This window comes from Nostoc sp. DedQUE09, assembly GCF_034530915.1.
Classification (GTDB): domain Bacteria; phylum Cyanobacteriota; class Cyanobacteriia; order Cyanobacteriales; family Nostocaceae; genus Nostoc.
Genome location: NZ_JAVRCE010000036.1, coordinates 22,255 through 33,588 on the forward strand (window position 1 = coordinate 22,255; position 11,334 = coordinate 33,588).

The following is an 11,334-nucleotide window of genomic DNA, read 5'->3' on the forward strand; positions in this document are numbered from 1 at the left end:
TTCTGCTATTTGGCACAGATTATGATATTCTTGATTTACAATGCCATTTTTATGGCGGGATGTGGCGCAGCTTGGTAGCGCACTTCGTTCGGGACGAAGGGGCCGCTGGTTCGAATCCAGTCATCCCGATTTATGTTGTAGAGCGACAAATTATTTGTCAAATGTTCTCCTATGAACTTAAATATAGCTGACTTTCTTTGAGTTTAAGCAGTACTGCCCGAAGTCGTGTACTTAAAGGTTTCAATCCCTAATAGGGATTTTAGTTGATTGCGATACTTGCTCAATCACATAAGTTTCCCCTCTAACTTCCAGTAGTGTTTCAATCCCTAATAGGGATTTTAGTTGATTGCGATGATAGACTGGGCAATGACTCAAGCAGGCTACAACAGTTTCAATCCCTAATAGGGATTTTAGTTGATTGCGATCTGAGTTGGAATTCCAAGAATGGGCTGAATCTCAGTTTCAATCCCTAATAGGGATTTTAGTTGATTGCGATAAACTAGAAACTGTAGTTTGACCGACATCATGAAGTTTCAATCCCTAATAAGGATTTTAGTTGATTGCGATTGCTTGATGGTTCGATATTTGTTGAATTTACTAATGTTTCAATCCCTAATAGGGATTTTAGTTGATTGCGATCTCTTTAGACATTCTAGCAAGTAAATCAGAATGTTTCAATCCCTAATAGGGATTTTAGTTGATTGCGATAATTGGGGCACACCTCGATGGAACACGGCAATTAGTTTCAATCCCTAATAGGGATTTTAGTTGATTGCGATTCTTAATGCTATGAAGAATCGTCTTCGCAAGGTTCATGTTTCAATCCCTAATAGGGATTTTAGTTGATTGCGATCTCCATATCAAAGTAATAAATACAATGCTCTTTGGTTTCAATCCCTAATAGGGATTTTAGTTGATTGCGATATATATGCTATGAGTGAGCAGATTATTTTATCGGGGTTTCAATCCCTAATAGGGATTTTAGTTGATTGCGATTTTTGCGGTTGATAGTATTAATAAAAATGGCTCAAATAAGTTTCAATCCCTAATAGGGATTTTAGTTGATTGCGATATTACTATCTCGTCGTATGCCCCATAAAAAGATTCGTTTCAATCCCTAATAGGGATTTTAGTTGATTGCGATCCAGTGGAAACTAGCTTCTAAGTTACTGAAAGATTTAGCAGTTTCAATCCCTAATAGGGATTTTAGTTGATTGCGATTATTAATCGCCTCCAAAGAATCCTGTAATTGTTGAGTTTCAATCCCTAATAGGGATTTTAGTTGATTGCGATTATTCTCCCTCATTAGATGTTGATACTTCTATGCTGTTTCAATCCCTAATAGGGATTTTAGTTGATTGCGATCGCAGGCGTCTGAAAGCCCTGTCTGATTTGGTTTTCAAGGTTCAATAGCGCGAATGCGAAAATCATAACATAAGGACTCGGAATTGTGCTAACCATAAATAGGTAAAAGTCAGTTTATATAAGGTGCGCGGATGGTTTTAAGATGCTACAACTTTCAAAGTTTTGCAGATACGGCAATCTAGCCATTTTTGTCCTAACCCCTTTACCAATACCTACCCATTCGCGCATTTAGCAAAAAAACTAGTCTAATTACTTAAAAGTTTTCCTTAGCAGCTAACATCTGTAAAATCTTTTCTACATGATCCAACTCTCCAACGATGCGCCGAATTGGATGAGGCCAAACCTTGACAAGGGTAGGAGTTGCAGAAACCTGATTTAGTTCTGCTTGTTCTGGATGACTTAAAACATCAATTACTTTCAGAGTATAAGGATGTCCGAGCGATCGCTCTAACAATTCGTGTAAATTTTGCAGAATGCGTTCAGTAGAACTGCTATGTCCGGCAACAAATAAGCGGAGAACATAGCCTTGTGTGATGGCTTCTTTTTTTTGTACTATTACTGGTTGGTGATATTTTGGTACAGGTTCAGAAAGGTCTAGACGGACAATTAAATCGTGATCCTCCCAAAGCTGCCCAAATGACGAACGATAGGTTGTTAATACCATGCGATCGCACAATCCCTCTTGCCAAGGAGCTGCTTGCCATACTAATTCCCCTGTGCCAAAAACAGCATTAAGCAAAGTTTGGTGTCTAATTACAGCCGGATAAGCTTCAGCAAAAGTTCGCACTTGTTGAGTGCGCGGATCTAACCAATTGTCAATAGTTGCAGTATAACAAGGCACTAGAAAGTGTGGTGGCTCTGGTAAATCTAGGATTTCTTGCAAAGCCGAGCACAAATGCAAATGCCATCGACCTTGCTTGCTAGGGTCGATGCAGTAAATTAAATCTCCTCCAGGTGTAAATAGCGCAATGCCTTTAAATAGCTGGGGTGTAAATAGTTTATTTGTCGTCAAGTTATTCACAGAGGTTAGGGAACTAAAAGTAAAAATTCTCTCTTTTACCTTTTACCTTAGCTATAACCTCAACCAGGATTGCAAAGATATTTGGGATTTGGGTACTGGGAGATGAGGGAACGGGGGGAGCAGAGGAGCAGGGGAGCAGAGGAGACAAGGGGAACAAGTCTCTCTTGTCTCCCCCCTCTTCCTTGTCTACCTTGTCTCTTCTCCATGCCCAATGCCTAATCCTAAACTCGACCTCGGAGAAACTGCGCCATTTCGTTAGGAGTTGGTGACATTTCCAAAGCAGTTTCTTCGGTGATTCGTCCGTCTTGATAGAGATTGAGTAATGACTGATTCATAGTAATCATGCCGTCAAAGCCGGCTTGTTTCATCAGTTCGCCAATTTCATCATACTTACCATCTTTGATCCATTCTTTAATCGCCTCAGTATTGATCAGCACATCGTGGAAAGCAGCCCGCTTACCGTCAGTTGTGCGACACAAACCTTGAGCAATTACTGCCACTAAAGACTCAGAAATTGCCACCCGCATTGCATCCTGCTCATCACCAGAATAGAGGTTGAGAATCCGCTCAATGGTTTTAACCGCACTATTGGTGTGCAGGGTTCCCATGACTAAGTGACCTGTCTGAGCGGCTTTTAGGGCGGTGTTAACTGTTTCCTTGTCCCGCATTTCCCCTACCAGAATCAAATCTGGGTCTTCCCGCAAAGCTGCTTTCAAAGCGTTGTCAAATTTCCGGGTATGCATTCCCACTTCCCGCTGTTTGACTAAAGACTTGCGGCTTTGATGGACAAATTCTATCGGGTCTTCAATGGTGATGATATGCTTGGCCATCTCCTTATTGATGTAGTCAATCATCGCTGCCATTGTGGTGGACTTACCAGAACCAGTGGGCCCTGTCACTAGAATTAAACCTTTATGGTGATGACATATATCCCGAAAAACTGGAGGTAATCTCAACTGTTCCATAGTTAAGATTTTTAGCGGAATCAACCGCAACACCATTGCAGGCCCTTTGAGGGAGCCAAAAACATTTATCCGCACGCGAGCAAATTCGTATTGAGTTGCTCCGTCAAATTCTAAGGATTCTTCAAAGCGCTGAATTTCTCCCTCACTCATCACCTCCCGCAACCAACTCATAAAAGTTTCTTTATCTGTTTCTGGATAATCTCCTGATTGAATTTCTCCTCGGCTGCGGAAGCGGGGTGGTTCACCTACACCCAAGTGCAAGTCAGAATATCCTTGATCGTAAGCTTCTCTGATTAACTTCTCCAAAGTGAGTTCTGGAGTGCTGTTTTGAGGGCGAACTGAGTTAGGTATTGGCGGTGGACTACCCGGACGATGACCTGAAACAGGCGGATTAGTGCCCCTATCCATTGACATATCGAGTGTTTGTGTCATCTGCCGCTGCGTACTAAAGGTTGGCGTTGGCGGTGGTGGTGGCGGCATTGGTGGCAAATTACGTGCGGCAGCAGAGTTAGAATTTAAGGGAGACTGTGATTCTGTCATATATCTTCACATTTGGCAGTTAATAAAGTTGAATTAACGAGAAGTAAAGTCACTTGCTTTGATGACTTTTGGAGAATGCTTGTCTACAAGCCTTAGCAGTGATAGAAGGCGATTGAAACTCTAGAACCACGGTCAATCTATTTCATCCACCTCAATTGGTATCTTTTATTCCCTAAAATTTCATTACTCAGAATATTTAGATAGATTATTTAACCTATCTAAACTGGTTTAACACACGTAAGGACTTAAAAGACCTCAGTAAATACACACTGATTAAAAAGTATTTTTTAATGCTTTGATTTTAAAGTAAATATTCTCATGACTTAGATGAGAAATTTATCTCAGGTCTGGGCATGAATTGCCAGCAATTAACAGTACAAATACTGGGCAGTTCATTTATTCAGCCCGTCTAAGAATTATGAGAAAGACTACTAATTTTTATAAGAAATGTTAAGTTGAGTAGGAGCAAGATGCTGGGGATCGAGGTTGAAAGGTGATACCTTTTAGGTTCTATACCTGAAGGTAGATGCAGTAAACAAGTTTTTTTAATAGATATAAACTTGACTTTATATCCATAATTACAAAAAACTAACTGTGAACTTTAGTAAACAAATGCTCATTTTTCCAATTAGTTTTTATATACTGGATTTCACTGAAACAATTCAGTTTGCTCGTGAAAAGCGAGAAATTACTGAAATTAAAATTTGTTGTGTATTTTTGGGAGGAAAAGTCATGGTTTCTGCTCAAAGCTCTAATCAAGGAAAGACCTACTCCTTGTTGATGATTAAAAGCTTTTTAATATGGACTTTTACATTAGCAGTATGTTTGTTGGTTGTGGGTTTTCCACTAGTTGTCTTAATGGCTACGGTCGGATGTCTGTTGTCGATTATCTTGCAATCTGTGATGCCTGTTAGTGCAGTTTTGCTTGTAGCAGGCGCTCTAATAATGTTTAATGTCATGGCAGTTGTATTGGCTGCGGGTGTGCTAACTGTTAAGGGAGTTCATCCTAGTGAAGTTAAATGGTTAAGCTGGCTGCATGGAGAGGCAGACCAAATGCAGGCTACTGTTTACGCTGCTTGCCCTCTAACTTGTGAAATTAAATAGTTATTACAGGTTAATAAGACAAACAGTGCGTCTGCCCGGTTAAGCCGGGTTTTTTCATGGTTTTTATAATTTGAACTTTTAAATAGTCATTACAGTTAATTAGAGGATATTTGAAAAATCATGATTGATGTATCAAATATTTTTACCCCACCCTAACCCTCCCCTTATAAAGGGGAGCCACTGCGTTGGGCGGCTTCGCCGACTTGAAGCATGTGGCGTGAGGGAACCGGATTTTCTTGTTTCCCCCTTTATAAGGAGGGATTAAGGGGGGTAATAATTCGATTAAAATCACAACATACCACTTTTCAAACATCCTTTTAGATAAACAATACATTTGCCCGGTTAAGCGGGTTTTTTTATATCTTGTGTGATTTATCTATTAATATTTATGGATTATGTAAGGATTAACTGCCGACTATTGACCATAGAGCATTGACTATAGACGATTAACTATACATGGCAAATTACAGATGACTAATGACTAATCAAAAACGCGTTTGCATTATCTTAGGTACTCGCCCGGAAGCGATTAAACTCGCTCCAGTGATTCAGATTTTCCAGAAGTCTTCAAAATTTCAGTTGCAAGTAATTCTAACTGGACAACATCGGGAGATGGTTGAGCAAGTTATGCAACTGTTTAATATCAAGGCAGATTATAACTTGGAAATTATGCAGGTTCAACAATCTCTAAATGATATTACTTGCCGTAGTTTACAAGGGTTAGAAGCATTGTTTAAGGCGGAAAAGCCAGATTTTGTAATCGTGCAGGGAGACACTACCACTGCTTTCGCCGCAGCTTTGGCAGCTTTTTATCAAAAAATCCCTGTTGGTCATGTAGAAGCAGGGTTAAGAACTGATGATATCTTCAATCCTTACCCAGAAGAAGCTAATCGGCGGTTGATTTCTCAAATTACTCAGTTGCACTTTGCGCCGACTCCTTGGGCTGTGGAAAACTTGCATCGTTCTGGTGTTTTGGGTGAAATTCACATGACGGGTAACACGGTAATTGATGCATTGTTAAATGTCGCTGCAACCCAAGTAGTTTGCGATGTCCCAGGCCTAGACTGGGATTCATATCGGGTTTTGTTAGCAACAGTGCATCGTCGGGAGAATTGGGGAGAACCTCTGTTAGCGATCGCTCAGGGCTTTTTACAAATTTTAGACAAGTTTCCTGATACAGCTTTGCTCTTACCATTGCACCGCAATCCGACAGTGCGAGTCCCGTTGCAGAAACTTTTAGGGAATCATCCCCGAATTTTCTTGACAGATCCTCTAGATTATGGGGAATTGGTAGCAGCAATTGGGCGATCGCATCTTTTGCTCACTGACTCTGGTGGCTTGCAAGAAGAAGCCCCCAGCTTGGGAAAACCAGTACTAGTTTTGAGAGATACTACCGAAAGACCAGAGGCTGTTGTAGCTGGTACAGCCAAACTTGTCGGCACTACAACTGAGAACATTTTTGCAGCTGCTGCTGAGTTACTCAGTGACTCAGATGCTTATGAAGCGATGGCAAACGCAATCAATCCCTTTGGGGATGGTCATGCAGCAGAGCGCATTTTGCAGATTGTCCAAAATTACATTTATGGGTAAAAAAGTTCGTAGTAAGGACTTTAGTCCTTATTTATCAAGCACTAAAGTGCTTACTACAAACCCTCAAAACTAGTTTGACAATATTTACCAAATCACGAGATTTTTTAAGGGTGGCTTCTGGTTAAATACCCAGAGCTGCTCGAGTTTCGGGGCCGACAACACCATCTACAAGTAGACCTTTACTTTGCTGAAAGCTTCGGACTCGGCTAACAGTTTCTTGACCGTAAATTCCATCAACTCTAAGATTACCTAAAGCTGTTTGCAGGTCTCTGACGAGCTGACCTTTTGAACCAGGGGTAAGAATCACCGAACCGCCAACACCACCGGGTCTAGTCACAGGACGATTGTTAGGTCTATCACCAATCCATCGGGCAAAAACGTATCTACCTGTAGAAAGTCTGGCAAAACCGTTTTCATATCGTTCAATGGCTGGAAGTGTTGCGCCATTTGGTACACAGTCCACATACGAGTAGTTGCTGCTTGGACCGGTACGGACACGTAAACAACTGCCGTTAGTCTTTACATAGGCAGCCGAACTCACTTGAATTTGGGTTACAGCAGCAAATAATACACCAACACCAGCTAAAGCTAACCAAGCCGAAGATTTAAGCAGTTTTTTCCAATTGAATTGAGGTTGAGGAAGATGATACTTAGTGTTTCCAGATGCCTCTTCTTGAGCAATAAACATCTGAGAATAAGCAAGATATTCCATAATGCACTCCTTGATATGAAAAAATGAGTACTCGCAGAGAATTACTTGGTCGTTCTCTGTATTTATTCTTAGTATATTTTATATCACTGTACTTTCAAAGTTTTTTATTAATAGCTAAATTAAGAAAAAATAAAATTAGTCCAAATACAATACGGTTCGGATAAGCATTTTTCACTTTCCTTATGATCTGGGGAAAGGGTAAGGGGTAAAGGGGAAAGGATGTATTCAAAACCTTTCCCCTTTCCCCTTTACCCTTTAACCGAAACGTATTGAGTCCAAATATTCCTGATAAAAATGCGATGTCAACAACGAGCTAACCCGTCGTTGACATCGCATTTTTAAAATAAATAAAATTTAGTTAAAGCTTTCTTGCTTAATGGCTTGTCCCTTATTGCATCTAAATATGTCAAACGTATTGTTCGGTTCCAGTTAAAGTAGCAACCATAGAAGTTAACTCGTCTAAGTCTATCGGCTTACATTGGTATATATCATAACCTGCTAATAATGCACGTTTACGATCGTTCTCCAAAATAGATGCAGTCAGAGCGATCGCTGGAATTTTTCTACCTCGATTTGCTTCCAAATTTTTGACTTTTAAGAGCAGTGAGTAGCCATCTTCATCAGGTAAGCAAATGTCACTAATTAGGATGTCTGGTTTAAAAGATGACATTATTTTTAGAGCCTCGTTTGCTGAAGCAGCTGCAATCACCTCTGCTCCCTCTAATTCAAACAGAAAAGTAAGTAATATTCTCGTATCGGCGTCGTCATCAACAACCAGTAATCGCAGACTTTGGAAAGACATTGATTGATCAGGCATTATTCTCACCGCTCCGTAGCTTAAAGATTTGATGTAGTAATTACATCAAAAGGCAGGCGTTTGTTAACGCTATATGATGCATACTTTACTAAATCTTAAAGGAAGTGATTAGCAAGCGTCTGTCCGGTTTCACACATAGTAACTTAATATTGTTTATTGGCGATGTCTACGACGGTCACTGAGCGTAGCCGAAGTGCGGGTTACGCCTACGTGCCTTGGCTAATTCCCCAGCAACCGAGCATATTCTTTTTGGATGACTCGATAACACTCACAGGAAGTTGCTTCTAAATCTTCCCGATTCAGGATGTTAATTTGACCACGTTGATAGCGAATCATTCCGGCTCGGCTGAGACTGCTAGCCGCTACTGTCACACCGGAGCGCCGTACACCCAGCATCTGGGCAATAAATTCCTGGGTCAATGGAAATTCTTCTGATTCCAAACGGTCAGACACTGTCAGAAGCCAACGAGCCAGCCGTTCTTCTAGTGAATGAAGACGGTTACAAGCACATGATTGTGTAAGTTCGGTATATATAGCTCGTAGATAGCGCAGCAGCAGGTTTCGAATAGCTCCGCCCCGATTGAACTCGGCTCTAAAGACATCTGCATCCATCCGCATTCCAGCACCCGCAACTTGGACAAACGCTTTTGTGGTTGTTGTCTTGCCTCCTAAAATTACTGGGATACCCACCATGCCTTCATTACTCACTATCCCAACTTCCACTGTCGATCCATCTTTCATACTAGTGACTATAGAAATCACCGCGTGTTGGGGAAAATAGACGTGTGTGATGGGTTCTCCTGGTTCGTAAAGGACTTGCCGAGTGGGAAGCGGAACTAACTTCAGGTGCGGAATAAGGCGCTCATAATCACTAGTTGGCAAAGCCGCGAGTAACTTATTTACTTGCGGCTTAAGAGGGTTGTCGCTCACTGAATATTAAATGAGAAATTTGATCATAATATTCTAATTTAAGTTACTTTTGCGAGTCTGTTCGGTTTCGTACACCTAACTCAAAAAAATTTTCTGGCTCGGTTACTGGGCTTTTTGCCCAGTAACCGAGCAATTTCCTTTTGGATGACTTGATAACACTCACAAGAAGTTGCTTCCAAATCCTCTCGGTTCAGGATGCTAATATGACCACGTTGGTAGCTGATCATTCCGGCTCGGCTGAGGGTGCTAGCCGCTACTGTCACGCCGGAACGACGTACACCTAGCATCTGAGAGATAAATTCTTGCGTGAGTGGAAAATCTTCTGATTCCAAACGGTCAGAAACTGTCAGTAGCCAGCGAGCCAGCCGTTCTTCCAGTGTATGGAGACGGTTACAGGCTGCTCCTTGCGCCAGTTCAGAGTATACAGCTTGTACATAGCGCAGCAGCACGCTTTGAATAGCTCCGCCCCGATTGAACTCGGCTTTAAGTACATCTGCATTGATTTGCATAGCCGCGCCCGAAATTTGCACAAAGCCTGTTGTGGTTGTGGTGTTGTCTCCTAAAATTACCGGGATACCCACCATACCTTCATTGCTTACTATCCCAACTTCCGCCGTTGAGCCATCTTCCATAGTGGTGACAATAGAAACCACTGCCTTATCAGGAAAATAGACCTGTGTGATCGGTTCGGCTGCTTCGTAAAGGATTTGCCCAACTGGGAGCGGAACTAGCTTTAAATGGGGGACAAGACGTTCATAATCACTGGCTGGCAAACTTGCCAGCAGCTTATTTAATGGTTGCTGAAAAAGGCTTTTATCTAATAACATTAAAAGTCACTCTCCTTAAAGTAGGTGACTTTAGAAAAGCCAACTAAGGGCACAAGGAAAGGATTTAACGTTCTGATCCTAATGTCGAAAGGTGTATTCGCTAAAGAAACACGGGGACAATATCAACAATATTAAATAAACACACTTGCTAGAGTCTGTACGGTTTCGTACATAGCAGATCCAAAAAAATTATTTTGGCCGTTTATTGGGCTTATTGCCCAATAAACGGACATATTCATCTTCTATAATCTGATAACATTCGCAAGAGGTTTTTTCTAAAGCCTCTCGATTCAGGATCTTAATCTGACCACGGTAGTAAATGATGATTCCGGCTTCGCTCAGGATGTTAGCTGCTTCGGTGACACCGCTACGACGTACACCCAGCATCTGTGAGATAAATTCTTGGGTGAGTGGAAATTCTTCTGATTCCAGACGATCAGAAACTGTTAGCAGCCAGCGAGCCAGCCGCTTCTCTAAGCTATGAAGACGGTTGCAGGCAGATCCTTGTGCTATTTGAGTATACATACTTTGCACGTAGCGCAGCAGCAAGCTTTGAAGGGCTGTACCCCGATTGAACTCGCTTCTGAGTATATCGGCATCCATCTGCATAGCACTGTCTGGAATCTGCACAGATGCTGTTGTGGTTGTGATGTTATCTCCTAAAACTACTGGGATACCCACCATGCCTTCATTGCTGACTAAACCGGCTTCTACAGTCGAGCCATCTTCCATAGTGGTAATTATAGAAACCACTGCTTTATTGGGAAAATATACCTGTGTGATTAGTTCGCCTGGTTCGTAAAGTATTTGCCGATTTGAAAGCTTAACTAGCTTTAGATGGGAAACAAGACGCTCATAATCACTGGGTGGTAAAGCTGCCAGCAAATAATTTGCTGGTTGCTCAAAAACATTTTTGTTTAATGACATTAGGATTCTCCTAAATGTAGCCATTTATAGAAAAAGCAACTATCGGCATGAGGAGAAAAATCAATAATCTGAATCCTAACGTCAAAAGATGTATTTTCTAAAAAAGTTTTAATAAATATTGATACTTTTCTAAACATATCATATGCAGCATAACATAAATCAACTAGTTGTTTCTAATAGCAAAAACACCAGATTTTGAGCAACCCACTTACTAGCGGTTTCTAAAAAAAAAGGGTTTTAGCTATTGGTTGTGTGACTCCTGACAACTATTAGTATGCTAGTTTATAACTTTAACTTTAATACATCAAAAGTATCATAATCATCTCAGCAAAGGTTATGACTTTTAAGCATAAAGTTTAACTTATTTTGTTATCTCAATTACATTGATGTGTATATGAGCATCGGTGGAAGCGATCGCAGTAAAAAATCCTCAGCCTAACTTTTTGTCATTGCTACTAGGCGTTGTAAACTCTCTCAGATAGATTGGGTATATTTGACTACCAGGAAGACGAGCTATTTAAGACTTAGTAGCTCAA

At 41.0% G+C, this 11,334-nt stretch carries 9 protein-coding genes, 1 tRNA gene and 1 CRISPR repeat array; of the genes, 3 read left to right on the forward strand and 7 right to left on the reverse strand.

Annotation, left to right across the window (positions count from 1 at the left end):
* The first annotated feature begins 55 nt into the window (after positions 1–55).
* Positions 56–129 (forward strand) — tRNA-Pro (locus RMY27_RS21500).
* Positions 130–237: 108 nt separating this feature from the next.
* Positions 238–1,365: a CRISPR direct-repeat array (repeat unit 37 nt; unit sequence GTTTCAATCCCTAATAGGGATTTTAGTTGATTGCGAT).
* A gap of 253 nt (positions 1,366–1,618) precedes the next feature.
* On the opposite strand, the gene RMY27_RS21505 is transcribed toward RMY27_RS21500, so the two are convergent.
* Both RMY27_RS21505 and RMY27_RS21510 read right to left on the reverse strand, forming a co-directional pair.
* Positions 1,619–2,386: a circadian clock KaiB family protein gene (locus tag RMY27_RS21505; protein ID WP_322666595.1), complete on the reverse strand. Its 768-nt coding sequence runs from the start codon at positions 2,384–2,386 to the stop codon at positions 1,619–1,621.
* A gap of 221 nt (positions 2,387–2,607) precedes the next feature.
* On the reverse strand, positions 2,608–3,891 hold the full coding sequence (locus RMY27_RS21510) for a type IV pilus twitching motility protein PilT (RefSeq protein ID WP_322666597.1): 1,284 nt from the start codon (positions 3,889–3,891) through the stop codon (positions 2,608–2,610).
* A gap of 732 nt (positions 3,892–4,623) precedes the next feature.
* On the opposite strand from RMY27_RS21510, the gene RMY27_RS21515 reads away from it, so the two are divergent.
* Both RMY27_RS21515 and wecB read left to right on the forward strand, forming a co-directional pair.
* Positions 4,624–4,995: a hypothetical protein gene (locus RMY27_RS21515; protein WP_094349008.1), complete on the forward strand. Its 372-nt coding sequence runs from the start codon at positions 4,624–4,626 to the stop codon at positions 4,993–4,995.
* 477 nt (positions 4,996–5,472) lie between these two features.
* Complete coding sequence (wecB, locus tag RMY27_RS21520) at positions 5,473–6,585, forward strand: non-hydrolyzing UDP-N-acetylglucosamine 2-epimerase (protein WP_322666599.1); 1,113 nt, start codon at positions 5,473–5,475, stop codon at positions 6,583–6,585.
* Positions 6,586–6,706: 121 nt separating this feature from the next.
* Here the strand turns inward: wecB and RMY27_RS21525 are convergent, their stop codons facing one another.
* The 5 genes from RMY27_RS21525 to RMY27_RS21545 form a co-directional block, all read right to left on the reverse strand.
* Positions 6,707–7,297 (reverse strand): peptidoglycan-binding protein, encoded by a 591-nt coding sequence (locus RMY27_RS21525; RefSeq protein ID WP_322666601.1) that lies wholly within the window; start codon positions 7,295–7,297, stop codon positions 6,707–6,709.
* A 406-nt stretch (positions 7,298–7,703) separates the two neighbouring features.
* The gene (locus RMY27_RS21530; protein WP_322666603.1) at positions 7,704–8,114 is read right to left on the reverse strand and encodes a response regulator; all 411 of its coding nucleotides are present in this window, start codon (positions 8,112–8,114) and stop codon (positions 7,704–7,706) included.
* Between the two features lie 219 nt (positions 8,115–8,333).
* Entirely contained in the window at positions 8,334–9,044 is a 711-nt protein-coding gene (locus RMY27_RS21535; RefSeq protein WP_322666605.1) for a Crp/Fnr family transcriptional regulator, read from the reverse strand.
* Positions 9,045–9,124: 80 nt separating this feature from the next.
* A complete protein-coding gene (locus RMY27_RS21540) occupies positions 9,125–9,871 on the reverse strand; it encodes a Crp/Fnr family transcriptional regulator (RefSeq protein WP_322666607.1) in 747 nt (248 codons plus the stop codon).
* Between the two features lie 189 nt (positions 9,872–10,060).
* Positions 10,061–10,798: a Crp/Fnr family transcriptional regulator gene (locus RMY27_RS21545; RefSeq protein ID WP_322666609.1), complete on the reverse strand. Its 738-nt coding sequence runs from the start codon at positions 10,796–10,798 to the stop codon at positions 10,061–10,063.
* Positions 10,799–11,334: the final 536 nt, after the last annotated feature.

Excerpts from the sequence above, each read along its gene's own strand:
- RMY27_RS21510 (WP_322666597.1), bottom strand. The coding sequence starts at position 3,891 with ATGACAGAATCACAGTCTCCCTTAAATTCTAACTCTGCTGCCGCACGT.
- RMY27_RS21515 (WP_094349008.1), top strand. The coding sequence starts at position 4,624 with ATGGTTTCTGCTCAAAGCTCTAATCAAGGAAAGACCTACTCCTTGTTG.
- wecB (WP_322666599.1), top strand. The coding sequence starts at position 5,473 with ATGACTAATCAAAAACGCGTTTGCATTATCTTAGGTACTCGCCCGGAA.
- RMY27_RS21525 (WP_322666601.1), bottom strand. The coding sequence starts at position 7,297 with ATGGAATATCTTGCTTATTCTCAGATGTTTATTGCTCAAGAAGAGGCA.
- RMY27_RS21530 (WP_322666603.1), bottom strand. The coding sequence starts at position 8,114 with ATGCCTGATCAATCAATGTCTTTCCAAAGTCTGCGATTACTGGTTGTT.
- RMY27_RS21540 (WP_322666607.1), bottom strand. The coding sequence starts at position 9,871 with ATGTTATTAGATAAAAGCCTTTTTCAGCAACCATTAAATAAGCTGCTG.
- RMY27_RS21545 (WP_322666609.1), bottom strand. The coding sequence starts at position 10,798 with ATGTCATTAAACAAAAATGTTTTTGAGCAACCAGCAAATTATTTGCTG.